Genomic DNA, 15,620 nt, shown 5'->3' on the forward strand with positions numbered 1-15,620 from the left:
TTTGAATTGTTGTGAGATCGACTTTGCAGCCTGAAATAGCCTCAATGGCGCGAACATTCCGACCGTATTCTTCGGGAAGGATCACCAATGTTTCATTCAGGGTTGGGCGGTTGGCCACTGCTTGCCATGTATTGCCGCGGTTTGGGATTTGCCGGACCATATATTCTTTACCGTCAATCTTCACGACTTTTGCCTCCGCGAAAAAATCTGACGTGGTGCAAGCTGAAAAAAACAAGAAAACAGAAAAACCAGTGGCGATTAGCGTTGTGCGCATTTCTATCTACCCCTTCACCGCTTTCACAATCTTCTCTGCCGCATCCGACAAATTATCCGCTGCGATCACATCCAGACCTGATCCGTTGATAATGGCTTTGCCCTCTTCCACTTTGGTGCCTTCAAGGCGCACCACGAGGGGCACTTTCAGGCCGACTTCTTTGACTGCAGAAACGACGCCTTCGGCGATCACATCGCAGCGCATGATGCCGCCGAAGATGTTGACCAGAATGCCCTTCACTTGCGGGTCCGAGGTGATGATTTTGAATGCTTCAGTCACCTTTTCGGTGGTGGCGCCGCCGCCCACGTCCAAGAAATTGGCGGGGGAGGAGCCGTAGAGTTTGATGATGTCCATCGTGGCCATCGCCAGTCCCGCGCCATTGACCATGCAGCCGATTTCACCGTCCAGCGCGATATAGTTCAGGTCGAACTTCGACGCCGCCAGTTCTTTGGGGTCTTCTTCGGTTTCATCGCGCAGGGCCGCGATGTCGGCGTGGCGATACGTGGCGTTGGAATCGAATGCCATTTTGGCGTCGAGGCACACCAGATCACCATCGTTGGTGACAACCAGCGGGTTGATTTCCAGCATCTCGGCGTCTTTGTCGGTGAACAGTTTATAGAGCGTGCCCATCAAGGCGACGCATTGTTTGACCTGCTTGCCGGATAGCCCCAGTGCAAACGCGATGCGGCGGCCGTGGAAGCCCTGGTAGCCAGTCACGGGGTCGACGTTGAACGACAGGATTTTTTCAGGGGTTGATGCCGCGACTTCCTCGATGTCCATGCCGCCCTCGGTCGAGCAGACGAACGAGATGCGGGACGAGCCACGGTCCACCAGCAGGGCGAGGTAGAATTCTTTGTCAATCGCCGCGCCATCTTCGATATAGATGCGGTTGACCTGTTTACCAGCGGGGCCGGTTTGATGGGTGACCAATGTGCGGCCCAGCATTTTGCGGGCTTCATCCGCGGCCTCGGACACCGATTTGGTGATGCGCACGCCGCCCGCATCGCCTGCATCAGCCTCTTTGAATTTACCCTTGCCACGGCCACCTGCATGGATCTGTGCCTTGACCACCCAGACGGGGCCATCCAGTGCGCCCGCAGCGGTTTTGGCGTCTTCGGCTTTTAGAACGGCGCGGCCATCGGATACGGGGGCACCATAGGTGCGCAGAAGTTCCTTGGCTTGGTATTCATGAATGTTCACTGATTTGTCCCATCATTGTCTACTGTTCTTATGTAGTAAGCATGAAGGATGTAGGTAAAGAAACGGTTTTTCGTGGTTTCACGGTGAAATAATCGTGATTAATGGATTTTGTGATCACACTAACAATAAGTGTGATCACAAAGTTTTAATTCGATTCGTTTTCCAGCTTTCCAAATCAGTTCAGCAGGAACGACATCATGAAAATATTCCCGCCGGTCATATCTTCAAACCGGCTCAGGCTGTCCCCTGTTATGATCGGGCCGCGCTCCAGATAAGGCAACAGGCCAGAGCCTTGCACCCAAGTGACGATATCGACGATGGGCGGATCCATGAACATCTTTTTGACGTTCACGCCGCCAGCAGGCGAGATGCGCCAGTATTCGATCAGCAGGTCACCGTTTAGCAGGGCTTCGGCGTCGGCAAGCACGGCCTGCCAAGCGTCGCCGGTCCCAGGGGCCAATTCAAAGCCAAGAGCGGCGGTTTGGTTGTCATTCGGAATCCACTCCCGCTCGTTATCGGTTTCTAGTGCGAGCGTGGCCCAGAAGGTTTTATTTTCGGTAATCATGCTTAGAAAATGCGCGTGGGCGGCGCGGGTGTGGGTGGCGTCGGGTTGCTGGTTCAAGGCACCGTAAGCCATGGCGAACTGGTCAACCCAGCCACCGAACTGCATGTCCCAGCCGAAATCCTGCGGGGCGTCGCCGCGCAGTTCGATCATTTTGGCGTTGGCATCCATCACGTTGGTGATTGCTTCGGTCGGGTCAAACGCGACGACCATTTCGCCAGCCGCCGATACCATATGGGTATAGGCTGTGAGCCATGCCACATCGGCAGTGTCAAAGCGCACGTCCATGGGCGGAATGCTATCCGCATCACCCAGGTCGGGGCTGCCCATCAGGGTAAATGCGCCGACTTCGATCACGCCTTCGCCCAGATCACGGGTGCCGTTCATGTTGATGTCAAACCACAGGTCGGCAAGGTTAAGGTCCAGCGACACTTCAGATCCTTCGGGGACGCTGGCAAGTGCTGTGCGGCTGGCATCCATATCGGTCAGAATTTCGGTGAAAAGGCTGGTGATCAGATCGGCGCGGAATGGTTTGGCGTCCGGATTTGATGGCACGGGCAGGCGCAGAACGGGGATGTCGAGGTCATCCAGAACCGCGTTATGTTCCCATCGGACTTGCAAGGTTTTTTCGACCCCGCGCAGGAAGTGGACAGCCCCAAGGGCGAACTGGTCGGACGGGGTTTTGTCGGCTTGGGCAGACAGCTGTTCGAGCGCACCGGCAAGGCCGTTTTCAGCGATGAGGCTGTTCGTGTCGGCCAACGCAGGTGTGGCGAGGAATGCAAGGGTGAGGGGAAGGGCTAAGCGCATGAAATTACTCCTAGTAAAACAAAAGGCACCCCATAAGGATGGGATGCCTTTTGTCTGATTACAAGTAAGGAAAACCTAACCCAGAGAGGAATCAATCGCTTTGCAGGCATCAACTAGACCTTTGACCGCGTTGACCGAGGAGTCGAACATTTTCTGCTCGTCCTTGGACAGCTGGATGTCGATCACCCGTTCAATGCCGCCAGCACCGATCACGGTGGGCACGCCAACGTAGAACCCGTTAAGGCCAAGGGCGCCATCAACGTAAGCGGCACAAGGCAGCACGCGTTTTTGGTCTTTGAGGAAGGCTTCGGCCATTTCGATCGCGGACGTGGCGGGCGCGTAAAACGCCGATCCGGTTTTCAGCAGGCCAACGATTTCGGCACCGCCATCACGGGTGCGCTGCACGATGGCGTCGATTTTTTCCTGTGTAGACCAGCCCATTTTCACCATGTCGGGCAGCGGGATGCCGCCAACAGCGGAATAACGGGTCAGCGGCACCATGGTGTCGCCATGGCCACCCAGAACAAAGGCGGTGACGTCGCGCATCGAGACACCGAATTCGAGCGACAGGAAATGGCGGAAACGGGCGCTGTCCAGAACACCTGCCATACCACAAACCATATTGTGAGGCAGGCCGGAAAATTCGCGCAAGGCCCAAACCATGGCGTCGAGCGGGTTGGTGATGCAGATCACAAACGCGTTTGGCGCGTGTTTGGCGATGCCTTCGCCAACCGATTTCATTACTTTCAGGTTGATGCCGAGCAGATCATCGCGGCTCATCCCGGGTTTGCGGGCCACACCTGCGGTGACGATGCAAACGTCGGCGCCCGCGATGTCGGCGTAATCTGTGGTGCCCTTCATGGTGGCGTCAAAGCCTTCGGCAGGGCCTGCTTCGGCGATGTCGAGTGATTTGCCTTGCGGCACGCCATCGGCGATATCGAACATGATAACGTCGCCGAGTTCTTTCATTGCTGCGAGGTGGGCAAGTGTGCCGCCGATTTGTCCGGCGCCGATGAGGGCGATTTTGGCTCTGGCCATTGTGTGATCTCCTGATCCGATTATTTCGCTGTTTGCGTATCTATTCCTGCCGTCGCGCGCAAGGCATTTGAACAGGCAAATCGGGTGGCGTCAAATCCGTTGATTTGAATGTGATCGGTTGGCATAGACGCCCGCGCCTTATTGGAGGGCATCTATGCATAAATTCAGGCGTCGCTTTCGCTGTCCGGGATCAAGCGTTCGGCCATTGCTTCAAAGGCCTGGCCCGAGGCGACAAGACAGGTCATGCCGTCGGTTGTGGTGACCGTGATTGTCCATGTGCCGGTTTCATCCGAGGCGAACACCTCGATCACCGCGTTGTTTGCACCCAGCCCCATGCTGTGGCGGGTTTCGCCGTAAGCTGTCGCCAGGCGGGTCACAACGGCGTCGCGTTTGGCGCAATTGGCGCTTTGGCTATAGGCGTGTTGGGTGGTGAGCAGGATTGCCCCGATGCCCAGTGAAAGTGTCAGCAGTTTCTTGTTCATGTTCCATACCTTTCCTCAAAAGCCCTCCTCTTGCTGTTTCAACCTGCGCCGAGAGGTGAAAAGATATGGTTAATTTGGGGGGCGTTTTGGTTAATGAGAGGTAAAGCGTGATTGCAGGGATTGCGCCGCGCAAGCGCGTCGCCCCAAGCGCGTCGCCCCTGCGGGCCAAAGCGCGAATGCCTCCGGCGGGGATATTTGAGCAAAAAAGAAACGGAGGGACGGGGTCATAAAGGGCTTGCGGGTTGGTGCTGAAATGTTGCCTTCTGCGCAAGATTATTACCAAGAGGCAGAATCATGGATCAGCTCGCACATCCCTTTCGTTCCGTTTTATACATCCCCGCATCCAAAGAGCGCGCACTGGAGAAGGCGCGCGGGCTGAATGTGGATGCAATTATTTTTGATCTGGAGGATGCCGTTGCGGTCGAGGAAAAGGTGGCGGCGCGGGGGATGTTGACGGCGGCATTGGCGCAGGATTACGGCGCTCGGTTCAGGATTGTGCGGATCAATGGGCTGGATACCGAATGGGGGGCTGCTGATATTGCGGCGACCAAGGGGGCGGATGCGGTTTTACTGCCGAAGGTGAATCGTGCTGCGGATGTGGAGGCTTTGGCCGGATTGGTTGGCGACATGCCAATCTGGGCGATGATGGAGACGCCGCGGGGTATTTTGAATGCAGCCGAGATTGCCGCGCATCCACAACTGGCGGGCATGGTAATGGGCACCAATGATTTGGCCAAAGATCTGAATTGCCGGTTCAGGGCGGATCGTGAGCCATTGTTGGCCAGTTTGCAGATGTGTCTGCTGGCGGCGCGGAGCCACGGCGTGGCGGTGATTGACGGGGTTTATAATGCGTTCAAGGACGAGGACGGGTTGCGCGTGGAGTGCGAGCAGGGCCGCGATATGGGGTTTGATGGTAAAACCCTGATCCATCCGGCGCAATTGGCGGTGGCGAATGCGGCGTTTGCACCGAGTGCAGAAGAGGTGGATTTGGCGCGGCGCCAGATTGAAGCGTTCGAGAAGGCCGAGGCGGCGGGGCAGGGTGTGGCCGTGGTGGATGGCAAGATCGTTGAAAACCTGCATATTGTGACGGCACGCCAAACATTGGCCAAGGCCGATATGATTGCAAAACTGGAGGGTTAGGGATGACATTACTGATAGCAGGGGTGGCGCTGTGGATTGCGGCGCATTTTTTCAAGCGGGTGTTGCCGGGTGTTCGGGCCTCAATGGGGAATGCAGGCAAGGGGCTGGTGGCGGTTCTGACGGTGGCGTCAATTATTATGATGGTGATCGGGTATCGCGCTGCGGAGACCACGGCGGTTTACACACCGATGGCCGGAATGGGGCATCTGAACAACCTGCTGATGGTTCTGGCGCTGTTTATGTTTGGCGCGGGCACCTCAAAGGGGTGGGTCGCGGCCAAGGTTCGCCACCCGATGATGTGGGGCATGGTGATATGGGCCATCGCGCATTTGCTGGTGAATGGCGATAGCGCGTCACTGGTGCTGTTTGGCGGGCTGATGGTTTGGGCATTGGCGCAGATGGCGCTGGTGAACCGTGGCGAGGGGGCGTGGGACCGCCCCGAAGTCGGTCCGTTTTCAAAGGACGCAAAAAACCTGGTGATTGCGCTGGTTTTGTATGCGCTGATCACAGGGGTGCATATCTGGCTGGGGTATAGCCCGTTTCGGGGGACATACGGATGAAGCTGTATCGATTGCTGACCGAAGATGACACATCGGCCTTTTGCCACAAGGTTTCCGAGGCGTTGAGCAAGGGGTGGGAGCTGTATGGATCACCTACTTACGGCTTTGATCAGGCCAACGGGGTGATGCGATGCGGGCAGGCGGTGACCAAGGACGTTGAAGGTGAATACACGCCTGAAATGAAACTGGGGGCGCAGTAGATGGCCAAGACAAGTGCGGGGCGATTTTTCGAGGATTATGCGCTGGGCGAGGTGATTGACCACGCGGTGCCGCGCACGTTGTCGGGGGGCGAGCGGGCGCTCTATCATGCGCTGTATCCTGCGCGGCATGCGCTGGCCTCATCCGATGAATTTGCGCGCAACTGTGGGTTGGAAGCGTCACCAATGGACGATCTGATCACATTTCATGTGGTGTTTGGCAAAACCGTGCCGGATATTTCGCTGAATGCGGTGGCCAATCTGGGCTATGCCGAGGCGCGGTGGTTAAGGCCGGTTTATGCGGGCGATACGTTGCGATCCTCTAGCGAAGTGATCGGGTTGAAGCAGAATTCCAGTGGTAAAAACGGCGTGGTCTGGGTGCGGACAACCGGCACAAACCAGCGCGGCGAAGTGGTGCTGGAATATGTGCGCTGGGTGATGGTGAAAAAGCGTGATCTGGATGTGCCTGCACCTGACACTGTGATCCCTGATCTGGCCAATGTTGTGCCTGCGGGTCAGTTGGTGTTGCCGGAGGGGCTGGATTTTAGCGGTTATGATTTCGGGCTGGCGGGCGAGGCGCATCGGCTGGGGGATTACGCGGTTGGCGAGCAGATTGACCATGTGGATGGGGTGACGATTGAGGAAGCCGAGCACATGATGGCAACGCGGTTGTGGCAGAACACTGCCAAGGTGCATTTTGACGCCACAGCACGCACCGATGGCAAGCGGCTGATTTATGGCGGGCATATCATTTCACTGGCGCGCAGCCTTAGTTTCAACGGGTTGGCCAATGCGCAGATGATTGTCGGGATCAATGCAGGGGCGCACGCAAGCCCTTGTTTTGCGGGCGATACGGTGCGGGCGTGGTCCGAAGTTCTGGACGTGGCGCAGGCGAATGCCCCCGGGGTCGGGCTGATCCGGCTGCGCACGGTGGCGACCAAAGGTGCTGCGTTTGAATTGCGTGGTGAGGACGGGAAATACTTACCAGATGTGCTGCTGGACTTGGATTATTGGGCGGTGATGCCGGTTTGATCAGGCGTTAGGGAAGGCCATGATACAGAAAAACTGGCGAAAGAAACTTAATCACCGGATTGGTGAGCGCATATTTCTGGATGCCCATAAGGATTATGTGAAGGGGGATGTCAGCCGTACGCCGTCTACGTTGTATCTGGCCAATGGAATTGCGGGTCTTATCCTAAAACGCCGTTTCTTTTGATTGCGGCGGGTGTGTGGATTTTTATGCTCGATTTTCCCAATATCCTGTTCATCATACTGGGGGTGGTTGTTTGCATGGCAGGGTGGGCGCTGGTGCCGCGCCGGATGCGAAACCATGAGAAAATCTTCCGGCGAGGTGATCTTCCGGCATTGTTCGGATTTTTTGATACCATATCGGACGCGCTGGGCGCGGCGCGGGTTGATGGTATCCAGATCACGGATGATTTGAACGGCTATTTGTGGGAAACCGGTTTGGGGCGCAAACGGGAGCGGATCATTGGCATCGGCATGCTGTTATGAGATAGCGCAACGCGGATGAGCGAATTGCCTTTGCCGCGCACGAGCTGGCGCATCAGGTCAACAATGATCCGGCACGTGGACGCTTGATTTCCATGGCGCTATATACGCTGGAGCAATGGGACTTGTTGCTGTCACCATCGCGCTTTATCGATTTTGAAGATGACATTGCTACGGGTGAAACGCTGGCAGAAATGTTGCTAGTGGTGCCGCGGCTCGGGGTTGAACTGATTTGGGTCGCAATGGTACGGTTGAGCTTTGTTGAGCATCAACGGGCTGAATATCTAGCTGACGCATGTGGGGCAGGGGTCTCGGGGGCTGAGCCAGCAATCGGGCTGCTTGAGAAGTCATCGCTTAGCATACTGTTGGACACGGAAATGGCGGAGCTTCATCCTTCGGGCATGCAAAGCGGAACAGAGGTGATGATGCAATTGGCGCGGGCGATCTGTCATGCGTCAGAGGGGGAGCGTGACAGAGCACTGGAAGCGATGCGGCAGGAAGAAAGCGCTGTGGATTCCACCCACCCGCCGACCGCATTCCGGATCGCTATTTAACGTTGCTTGGGGATGTAGCAACTACTGTGACACCTGATCATGTGGGTTTTGACAGGATCGAAGCCGAGATTGCGCCATTGCGTAATGCGATGGGGGGTGCGCTGCTTAAAGGGATGGAGGTTCAATAGTTTGAGCCTTGACTATTGGGCCGCGATACCGGTCTAAATCGGGTATGAAAAAACTATCGTATATTTTGTCGATTGCCCTGCTGCTGCCGATTGCAGCCGTTGCTGAAGGTGGCGTGAACAAGCAGGTTGATAAAATCGCAAAGGAAACGATTTCGCAGGCGGAACACCAGGACGGGAGCAAGCAGGGTAAACCTGATGAAATCGCGCTGGACCCTGAGGGGTTTGAGTTTGTGCGCACCAATCTGGTGTCGACCTTTTACCATGAACTGGCCCATGCGTTGATTGACACTATGGAGCTGCCGGTTTTGGGGCAGGAAGAAGACGTGGCTGATGTGTTCAGTGTGATCATGGTGGACCGCCTATTTGACGAGCAAGAGGCGCTTGCGATCAATGGCGGGGCTGCGCGCGGGTTTCAAGTGGACGCGGTCAAGATGAATGGCAAGGGGCGTGAATGGGACTGGGCGGACGAGCATGGCCCCGACATGCAGCGCTATTACAACATTGTTTGCCTGACCTTTGGGGGGGCACCGAAACGCCGTGCCGAATTTGCCGAGGAAATGGGACTGCCAGAGGACCGGGCCGATATTTGCGAGGATGAGTTCATTCTGGCCAAACATAGCTGGGATCCGATTATTAAGCGGATGGAGGATGCAAAATCGGGCGAGACAATGCACTTTAGCCAAAGTGCCAGGTCCGGCCTGCAAATACGGGCTGCTGAAGTCATCGAGGCCGAAGTGAAAACCGTGAATGAAAAGTATAATTTGCCAAGGCGCCTGCGGGTCGTCGTGAAGCGGTGCGGGCGTGGCAGTAATTTTTACGCATTCTATTCATCGGGCCGTGAAAAGATCACCGTATGCACCAATTATATTGATGAACTGTATCGTGATGCGCCTAAATAACGGTTTGTGATCACGCATTGCTTGACTGTGATCACAAAATAACAGCATCACGAAAATATTTGCGCTAACATTGCGCTAGATCACGTGACTCAGGGCAGAAATGCGGTTATTCATCATTGGTAAGTTGGATAATATTATGCTGACCACAGGCAATTGATCCTGAAAGGAAATACTTCATGGCAGACGCAAATCAGGGCAATCGCCCGCTTTCGCCCCATTTGCAAATATACCGTCCGCAAATCACATCGGTCCTGTCGATCCTGAACCGGCTTACCGGCATCAGCATGGCGCTGGCCACAGTGCTAATCGCGTGGTGGTTTTTAGCGGCAGCGACAGGGCCGGGGTATTTCAAACTGGTCGACGGGTTTTTGACTTCGTGGTTTGGCCTGCTGATCCTTGTCGCGTCATTGTGGGCGTTCTGGTTCCATTTTTTCAACGGGCTGCGCCACTTGCGCTGGGACGCAGTCAACGGCATGGGCATGAAAACGGTTCGGCGTTCGGGCTGGGTCGCGTTCATATTGTCACTTGTCGCCACGGTGCTGTGCATCGTCTGGGCGATGTGAGGGGGAAATAGATGTCATATATTACCGATCGTAAACGTGTTGACGGGTTGGGAACATCCCACAGCGGCGTGGGCCACTGGATGTCACAGCGTCTGACGTCAATTGCGTTGATCCCGCTTTCCCTGATGTTCTTATTTCCCTTCATACGCACGCTTGGGGCGGACCACAGCACCATGTTGCAAACCTATGCACACCCGTATCATGCGTTGGTGGCGGTGATGTTCTTCATCGTTTTGTGCAAGCATTTGCAGCAAGGTTTGCAGGTGGTGATCGAGGATTATGTGCATGGCCAACGCATTTTGTTGGCTTCACTGATTATGAACAAACTGATTTGGGGAGGTGTTGCGGTCACCGCCGTTTTCGCCATCGCCAAAATCGCCTTTAGTGCCTGAGCCGGAGAAGTAACATGGCTGCATATGAATACGAGACCCACGAATACGATGTTGTTGTTGTGGGGGCAGGTGGTGCTGGTCTGCGGGCCACATTGGGGATGGCCGAGCAGGGGTTGAAGACCGCCTGCGTCACCAAGGTTTTCCCGACGCGTTCGCATACAGTTGCGGCGCAGGGCGGGATTGCTGCAAGCCTTGGCAATATGGAGCCGGACAGCTGGCAGTGGCATATGTATGACACGGTCAAAGGGTCCGACTGGTTAGGCGACAACGACACGATCGAATATGTTGCCCGTGAAGCGCCGCGTGCAGTTTACGAATTGGAACATTATGGCGTGCCGTTTTCCCGCACCGAGGACGGGAAGATTTACCAGCGCCCCTTTGGTGGTCACACCACCGATTATGGCGAAGGCAAGCCGGTGCCCCGTGCCTGTGCCGCCGCTGACCGGACTGGTCACGCGATGTTGCACACGCTGTATGGTCAAAGCCTGAAACACAACGCCGAATTCTATATCGAATATTTCGCGCTGGATCTGATCATGGATGACAATGGTGCCTGCACCGGGATCATGGCATGGAAGCTGGATGATGGCACCATGCACCGCTTCAACGCCAAGATGGTGGTTTTAGCCACCGGCGGGGCGGGGCGCACCTATTTCAGCTGCACATCCGCACATACCTGCACCGGCGATGGTGGCGGCATGGTGGCGAGGGCCGGATTGCCGTTGCAGGATATGGAATTCGTGCAGTTCCACCCGACCGGCATTTACGGTATGGGTGCGCTGATCACCGAAGGGGTGCGTGGCGAAGGCGGGTATCTGACCAACTCGGAAGGCGAGCGGTTCATGGAACGTTATGCGCCCACCTTCAAGGATCTGGCCAGCCGCGATGTTGTCAGCCGTTGCATGACAATCGAAATACGCGAAGGGCGTGGCGTTGGGCCGCTTAAGGATCATATCCACCTGAACCTAAGCCATCTGCCCGCCGAGGTGATTTACGAGCGCCTGCCTGGCATCGCCGAAAGCGCGCGTATTTTCGCCGGTGTCGATGTGACCAAAGAACCGATCCCTGTATTGCCAACTGCGCACTATAATATGGGCGGCATTCCGACAAACTACATGGGCGAGGTGATCAACCCCGCCAAAGGCAACCCCGACGCGATTGTTCCGGGTCTGATGGCCGCTGGCGAATGTGCCAGTGCGTCACTGCATGGGGCGAACCGTTTGGGCACCAATTCATTGTTGGATTTGGTGGTTATGGGCCGTGCAACAGCGATCAAGGCAGGCGAAATCATTGATCGGGATGCGCCGGTTCCTCATTCTTCAGAAGACAAGATTGACGTGATTTTCGAGCATTTCGATAAAATCCGCAATGCTGACGGCAGTAATTCCACCGCCGAACTGCGGCTGAAAATGCAGCGCGCCATGCAAGAAGACGCGGCAGTATTCCGCACCAGCAAAACCCTGAGCGAGGGATGCAAGCGGATGAGCGCAATCTGGGACGATATGAAAGACATCAAAGTGACCGATCGCTCGCTGATCTGGAACAGCGATCTGATGGAAACGCTGGAGCTGGAAAACCTGATGGCCAACGGGCTGACCACGATCTACGGGGCCAAGGCCCGCAAAGAAAGCCGCGGGGCGCATGCACACGAGGATTATCCGGATCGTGGCGATAAGGATTGGCGCAAACACACGCTGGCAACTGTGGACGTAGCCGGTAAGGTCAAGATCAAATACCGCCCGGTTCACGTTGACCCGTTGACGACGCTGGATGAGGGCGGCGTCGATATGAAAAAGTTTGCACCAAAGAAAAGGGTCTATTGATGCAGGGTTTTGCAGTTCGGTTATTGTTAACAACGGGATTTGGACTTGCAGCATGCGGGTCGACAACAGGCAACGGGATACCCAGTTATGCCTTGGCTGAACGATGCGCAGATGCGTCAGGCTTTACAGCGCGCGCACAGCTAGATCCGGATTACAAAACCGGTAAGGTCCACGCGACGGCGCAAGAACTGGCCGATATTAACCGCTGCGTTGCGGCTGCGGGTGGCACCACACGGCCACAAGGGACTACCGTGCGGACAGCCGCCACTGCTGTGCTGGGCACAATGCCATTCCCGACAGGTTTTCCGGTGTTGGAAGGTGATGTGGCGCTGTGGGCGACATTGACACAAGAACAACGTCGCCGTGCAATTCTGTTCTTGCAGACGGGCAGCACGATCCAGTCGTCATTGCAGGGGGATTAGGACATGATACGCGGAATAGTAATTGGGCTGGCGATGATTGGCCTGTCGGGCTGTGTTACCGACGGGATTGTTCAGGACACATCGCGCGAAGCGGCCAAGCGGGTCGTTACGCCGATCATCGTTGATAAATTCCCAGGCCGCAACACCGAGGCCTACAGCAATTGCGTGATCGATAACGCCACCACGGAAGAGATTTTCAGCCTTGCCAAAGCGGCCGTGACAGGCGTGGACCAAAGCACCGTAAATACAGTTGTCGGGATCAGTACCCGCGGCGACACGTTGAAATGTTTCGTAAAGGCCGAGCTTGGCTCGGGTCTGGGATAGGACTTAGATATGGTTGAACTAACGCTCCCGAAAAATTCGCGGATGGTCACGGGCAAAACATGGCCCAAACCTGTTGGTGCGACCAACATCCGCAAGCTCAGCATTTACCGCTGGAACCCAGATGATGGCAAGAACCCGCAGGTTGATACCTATTTCGTCGATATGGACAAATGCGGCCCGATGGTTCTGGACGCGCTGATCATGATCAAGAACGAGATTGACCCGACCCTGACGTTTCGGCGGTCCTGCCGCGAGGGCATTTGCGGGTCCTGCGCGATGAACATCGACGGGATCAACACGCTGGCCTGTATTTACGGCATGGATGAAATCAAGGGCGACGTGAAGATATATCCGTTACCACACATGCCTGTGGTCAAGGATCTGATCCCTGATCTGACCAATTTCTATGCCCAGCACGCCAGCATCATGCCGTGGCTGGAAACCAAAACCAACCGGCCCGCAAAGGAATGGAAACAGTCAATTGATGATCGCAAGAAACTGGATGGGCTGTATGAGTGCGTAATGTGCGCCGCCTGTTCCACGTCCTGTCCGAGCTATTGGTGGAATTCGGATCGTTACCTTGGGCCGGCTGCATTGCTGCACGCCTACCGCTGGATCATTGATTCACGCGACGAGGCGACAGGCGAGCGGCTGGACGAGCTGGATGATCCGTTCAAGCTGTATCGCTGTCATACGATTATGAATTGCACCAACACTTGCCCCAAAGGGTTGAACCCCGCTAAGGCGATTGCCGAGATCAAGAAATTGATGGTTCAGCGGTCGATTTAGATCGGTACAGTTTGGGCCGTGATGTAATAACCGGAGTAAATCCTGACAATGGCCGATCTGGAGCGTAACAAAAAGAACGTCATAGCGTTTTACGACATGATGTTTAATCAATGCGAGCCAGCCGCTGCAGTCGATAAATATGTGGGTAGTACATATATCCAGCATAATCCGCATGTCACATCCGGTGTTGCTGGCTTCATCACCTATTTCGAGAAAATGAAGCGCGAGCATCCTGACAAGAAAGTTGAGTTCAAGCGCGTGATTGCCGAGGGTGATCTGGTGGTGCTGCATTGTCACCAAATTTGGCCGGGTGGTGAGGATTATGCCGGTATTGATATATTCAGGCTCGATTCAGATGGCAAGATTCTAGAGCATTGGGATGTGTTGCAGGTTTTACCACGGGAAAGTGCCAATCCGAACGGGATGTTCTGAGGCTATTTTTCATTTTGGGGTGGGCAGGGAACGGTGTTACCCTATGTGAAATCCATTTAAGGAACTTTCCCATGCCCCACATCCCCAGCCTGCCCAACCCCGCGCATCTGTCGGATTTCTTTAAGCGGTTCCCCGATAACACCGCCCCCTTAATGGCCTACACTGATGGTATTTTGCGCAGCAAAGGCGAGTTGAGCATTGGCGAGCGCGAGTTGATTGCAACCTTTGTGTCGGGCCTGAATGCCTGTGCGTTTTGCCACGATTCCCACAAGGTATATGCCGAGGCTTACGGCATCGACGGTGGCCTGATCGCGGCCTTGGTGGCGGATGTCGAAACCGCCCCTGTATCTGAAAAACTGCGCCCTTTGCTGCGCTATGTGGCCAAGTTGAACACCCTGCCAAGCAAGCTGGTGCAGGCGGATTCGGATTCGGTTTATGCGGCGGGCTGGGGCGAGCAGGCGATGTATGAGGCGATTAGTGTTTGTGCCTTGTTCAACATGATGAACCGCTTGATCGAGGGTGCGGGGTTGAACTTTGACTATATCGCCAACCCCGAGGTGCATCCGGCGCAGGGGGGTTATTCAGCGAAATTGGAACGTTCATACCGCGCCTTTGGCGAGCGGTTGGAACTCGAGGGTAAAGATGAGTAATCCGCCCAAAGACGCCGATGTGCGCCGTGCCGTTGAGCCGGTGATATGCTATCCGGTGGAAACATTACCTGTGCCGGATATAGCGTTGTATCAGGCGGCGCGCATCGGGGCGCGCAAGGTTTCCGAGGTGCTGGTCGCCCCGCGCGAGGCCGCCTGTTTTCGCGCAGAAGCAGGGCAGTTTTTCCGTATCAGCTGTGTTGATGGCCCACAGGTTGGCGATTTGAACCTGTGGAATGCCGGTGATCTGGGCGAGCGGTTTTACAGCGGCAAAACCCGCGCGTTGCACGGGACGCATTTGACCACTGTCGACCGGATGTGGAGCAGTTTTCCGCAGCTGCGCCCGATGGCGACGATCATAACGGACACGCTGGATTGGTACGGGATCGATGCGTTTGGCGGGTCGGTGCATGATGTGATCGGCACGCGTTGTGATCCCTATACCCATAACCTGTTGACGGGCGGGCAGTATCATCATTGCTGCCATTCCAACCTGACCCGTGCGCTGAGTGATGAAATCGGGGTGACGCTGGCCGAGGCCGAGCGCCATGTGCATGATGTTTTGAACGTGTTCATGTGCACAGGGTTCACCCGCGATACGGGGCAGTATTTTATGAAATCCAGTCCGGTGCGGGCTGGTGATTATCTGGAGTTTTTTGCCGAGATAGACCTGTTGGGCGCTTTGTCGGCCTGCCCGGGCGGGGATTGTTCGGCGAAACACTCTTCCGATGAGGCGGCGTGTTATCCGCTTTTGGTCGAAGTGTTTGCACCGCAGGCAGGGGCGCTGGATGGGTGGCACCCGCCTGTGCGTAATGCGTATGGCGGTGGGCACGGAGCGTAAGAGATTTTATGCGCTCCGCGCGGGAGGTATTTAG

General features: G+C 55.7%; 21 protein-coding genes and 1 pseudogene. 17 read left to right on the top strand and 5 right to left on the bottom strand.

The window, feature by feature from the left end; all coding sequences use genetic code 11:
• The 5 genes from ACWB12_RS15430 to ACWB12_RS15450 all read right to left on the bottom strand — a co-directional run.
• On the bottom strand, positions 1–274 hold a 274-nt coding region (locus ACWB12_RS15430), incomplete at its 3' end, for a hypothetical protein (RefSeq protein ID WP_479530987.1).
• Between the two features lie 6 nt (positions 275–280).
• Positions 281–1,474 carry an ADP-forming succinate--CoA ligase subunit beta gene (sucC, locus tag ACWB12_RS15435; RefSeq protein ID WP_479530988.1) on the bottom strand — a complete coding sequence of 398 codons (1,194 nt, stop codon included), beginning with the start codon at positions 1,472–1,474 and terminating at the stop codon, positions 281–283.
• Between the two features lie 175 nt (positions 1,475–1,649).
• On the bottom strand, positions 1,650–2,843 hold the full coding sequence (locus ACWB12_RS15440) for a hypothetical protein (protein WP_479530989.1): 1,194 nt from the start codon (positions 2,841–2,843) through the stop codon (positions 1,650–1,652).
• Positions 2,844–2,918: 75 nt separating this feature from the next.
• On the bottom strand, positions 2,919–3,881 hold the full coding sequence (gene mdh, locus ACWB12_RS15445; protein WP_479530990.1) for a malate dehydrogenase: 963 nt from the start codon (positions 3,879–3,881) through the stop codon (positions 2,919–2,921).
• 164 nt (positions 3,882–4,045) lie between these two features.
• Positions 4,046–4,363: a hypothetical protein gene (locus ACWB12_RS15450; RefSeq protein ID WP_479530991.1), complete on the bottom strand. Its 318-nt coding sequence runs from the start codon at positions 4,361–4,363 to the stop codon at positions 4,046–4,048.
• Between the two features lie 294 nt (positions 4,364–4,657).
• Here ACWB12_RS15450 and ACWB12_RS15455 point away from each other — a divergent pair, with 294 nt between their 5' ends.
• From ACWB12_RS15455 to ACWB12_RS15535, 17 genes and pseudogenes are all read left to right on the top strand, one after another.
• On the top strand, positions 4,658–5,503 hold the full coding sequence (locus ACWB12_RS15455) for an HpcH/HpaI aldolase/citrate lyase family protein (protein WP_479530992.1): 846 nt from the start codon (positions 4,658–4,660) through the stop codon (positions 5,501–5,503).
• A gap of 2 nt (positions 5,504–5,505) precedes the next feature.
• Entirely contained in the window at positions 5,506–6,063 is a 558-nt protein-coding gene (locus ACWB12_RS15460; protein ID WP_479530993.1) for an NnrU family protein, read from the top strand.
• Positions 6,060–6,263, top strand: a complete 204-nt coding sequence (locus tag ACWB12_RS15465) for a DUF1737 domain-containing protein (RefSeq protein WP_479530994.1) — start codon at positions 6,060–6,062, stop codon at positions 6,261–6,263. Before ACWB12_RS15460 ends, ACWB12_RS15465 begins: the two co-directional genes overlap by 4 nt.
• Positions 6,264–7,292: a MaoC family dehydratase gene (locus ACWB12_RS15470; protein WP_479530995.1), complete on the top strand. Its 1,029-nt coding sequence runs from the start codon at positions 6,264–6,266 to the stop codon at positions 7,290–7,292.
• 19 nt (positions 7,293–7,311) lie between these two features.
• Complete coding sequence (locus ACWB12_RS15475; RefSeq protein ID WP_479530996.1) at positions 7,312–7,476, top strand: hypothetical protein; 165 nt, start codon at positions 7,312–7,314, stop codon at positions 7,474–7,476.
• Positions 7,477–7,499: 23 nt separating this feature from the next.
• Positions 7,500–7,775 (top strand): hypothetical protein, encoded by a 276-nt coding sequence (locus tag ACWB12_RS15480; protein WP_479530997.1) that lies wholly within the window; start codon positions 7,500–7,502, stop codon positions 7,773–7,775.
• Between the two features lie 20 nt (positions 7,776–7,795).
• Positions 7,796–8,326, top strand: a pseudogene (locus ACWB12_RS15485) (hypothetical protein); the annotation flags it as partial.
• A 172-nt stretch (positions 8,327–8,498) separates the two neighbouring features.
• Positions 8,499–9,353 (top strand): DUF4344 domain-containing metallopeptidase, encoded by an 855-nt coding sequence (locus tag ACWB12_RS15490; protein WP_479530998.1) that lies wholly within the window; start codon positions 8,499–8,501, stop codon positions 9,351–9,353.
• Between the two features lie 176 nt (positions 9,354–9,529).
• Positions 9,530–9,916: a succinate dehydrogenase, cytochrome b556 subunit gene (gene sdhC / locus ACWB12_RS15495; RefSeq protein ID WP_479530999.1), complete on the top strand. Its 387-nt coding sequence runs from the start codon at positions 9,530–9,532 to the stop codon at positions 9,914–9,916.
• Between the two features lie 11 nt (positions 9,917–9,927).
• Entirely contained in the window at positions 9,928–10,308 is a 381-nt protein-coding gene (gene sdhD, locus ACWB12_RS15500) for a succinate dehydrogenase, hydrophobic membrane anchor protein (RefSeq protein ID WP_479531000.1), read from the top strand.
• A 14-nt stretch (positions 10,309–10,322) separates the two neighbouring features.
• The gene (gene sdhA / locus ACWB12_RS15505) at positions 10,323–12,131 is read left to right on the top strand and encodes a succinate dehydrogenase flavoprotein subunit (protein ID WP_479531001.1); all 1,809 of its coding nucleotides are present in this window, start codon (positions 10,323–10,325) and stop codon (positions 12,129–12,131) included.
• A gap of 92 nt (positions 12,132–12,223) precedes the next feature.
• Positions 12,224–12,553, top strand: coding sequence for a hypothetical protein (locus tag ACWB12_RS15510; RefSeq protein ID WP_479531002.1), 330 nt, complete (start codon positions 12,224–12,226; stop codon positions 12,551–12,553).
• A gap of 3 nt (positions 12,554–12,556) precedes the next feature.
• Entirely contained in the window at positions 12,557–12,877 is a 321-nt protein-coding gene (locus ACWB12_RS15515; RefSeq protein ID WP_479531003.1) for a succinate dehydrogenase, read from the top strand.
• Between the two features lie 9 nt (positions 12,878–12,886).
• The gene (locus ACWB12_RS15520) at positions 12,887–13,666 is read left to right on the top strand and encodes a succinate dehydrogenase iron-sulfur subunit (protein ID WP_479531004.1); all 780 of its coding nucleotides are present in this window, start codon (positions 12,887–12,889) and stop codon (positions 13,664–13,666) included.
• Positions 13,667–13,714: 48 nt separating this feature from the next.
• On the top strand, positions 13,715–14,098 hold the full coding sequence (locus ACWB12_RS15525) for a nuclear transport factor 2 family protein (protein ID WP_479531005.1): 384 nt from the start codon (positions 13,715–13,717) through the stop codon (positions 14,096–14,098).
• Between the two features lie 71 nt (positions 14,099–14,169).
• A complete protein-coding gene (locus ACWB12_RS15530) occupies positions 14,170–14,748 on the top strand; it encodes a carboxymuconolactone decarboxylase family protein (protein WP_479531006.1) in 579 nt (192 codons plus the stop codon).
• On the top strand, positions 14,741–15,586 hold the full coding sequence (locus ACWB12_RS15535; protein ID WP_479531007.1) for an urea carboxylase-associated family protein: 846 nt from the start codon (positions 14,741–14,743) through the stop codon (positions 15,584–15,586). Before ACWB12_RS15530 ends, ACWB12_RS15535 begins: the two co-directional genes overlap by 8 nt.
• The last annotated feature ends 34 nt before the right edge of the window (positions 15,587–15,620 follow it).

It is taken from the genome of Profundibacter sp. (genome assembly GCF_056498605.1).

Excerpts from the sequence above, each read along its gene's own strand:
- ACWB12_RS15440 (WP_479530989.1), bottom strand. The coding sequence starts at position 2,843 with ATGCGCTTAGCCCTTCCCCTCACCCTTGCATTCCTCGCCACACCTGCG.
- mdh (WP_479530990.1), bottom strand. The coding sequence starts at position 3,881 with ATGGCCAGAGCCAAAATCGCCCTCATCGGCGCCGGACAAATCGGCGGC.
- ACWB12_RS15450 (WP_479530991.1), bottom strand. The coding sequence starts at position 4,363 with ATGAACAAGAAACTGCTGACACTTTCACTGGGCATCGGGGCAATCCTG.
- ACWB12_RS15455 (WP_479530992.1), top strand. The coding sequence starts at position 4,658 with ATGGATCAGCTCGCACATCCCTTTCGTTCCGTTTTATACATCCCCGCA.
- ACWB12_RS15460 (WP_479530993.1), top strand. The coding sequence starts at position 5,506 with ATGACATTACTGATAGCAGGGGTGGCGCTGTGGATTGCGGCGCATTTT.
- ACWB12_RS15465 (WP_479530994.1), top strand. The coding sequence starts at position 6,060 with ATGAAGCTGTATCGATTGCTGACCGAAGATGACACATCGGCCTTTTGC.
- ACWB12_RS15470 (WP_479530995.1), top strand. The coding sequence starts at position 6,264 with ATGGCCAAGACAAGTGCGGGGCGATTTTTCGAGGATTATGCGCTGGGC.
- ACWB12_RS15475 (WP_479530996.1), top strand. The coding sequence starts at position 7,312 with ATGATACAGAAAAACTGGCGAAAGAAACTTAATCACCGGATTGGTGAG.
- ACWB12_RS15480 (WP_479530997.1), top strand. The coding sequence starts at position 7,500 with ATGCTCGATTTTCCCAATATCCTGTTCATCATACTGGGGGTGGTTGTT.
- ACWB12_RS15490 (WP_479530998.1), top strand. The coding sequence starts at position 8,499 with ATGAAAAAACTATCGTATATTTTGTCGATTGCCCTGCTGCTGCCGATT.
- sdhC (WP_479530999.1), top strand. The coding sequence starts at position 9,530 with ATGGCAGACGCAAATCAGGGCAATCGCCCGCTTTCGCCCCATTTGCAA.
- sdhD (WP_479531000.1), top strand. The coding sequence starts at position 9,928 with ATGTCATATATTACCGATCGTAAACGTGTTGACGGGTTGGGAACATCC.
- sdhA (WP_479531001.1), top strand. The coding sequence starts at position 10,323 with ATGGCTGCATATGAATACGAGACCCACGAATACGATGTTGTTGTTGTG.
- ACWB12_RS15515 (WP_479531003.1), top strand. The coding sequence starts at position 12,557 with ATGATACGCGGAATAGTAATTGGGCTGGCGATGATTGGCCTGTCGGGC.
- ACWB12_RS15520 (WP_479531004.1), top strand. The coding sequence starts at position 12,887 with ATGGTTGAACTAACGCTCCCGAAAAATTCGCGGATGGTCACGGGCAAA.
- ACWB12_RS15525 (WP_479531005.1), top strand. The coding sequence starts at position 13,715 with ATGGCCGATCTGGAGCGTAACAAAAAGAACGTCATAGCGTTTTACGAC.
- ACWB12_RS15530 (WP_479531006.1), top strand. The coding sequence starts at position 14,170 with ATGCCCCACATCCCCAGCCTGCCCAACCCCGCGCATCTGTCGGATTTC.
- ACWB12_RS15535 (WP_479531007.1), top strand. The coding sequence starts at position 14,741 with ATGAGTAATCCGCCCAAAGACGCCGATGTGCGCCGTGCCGTTGAGCCG.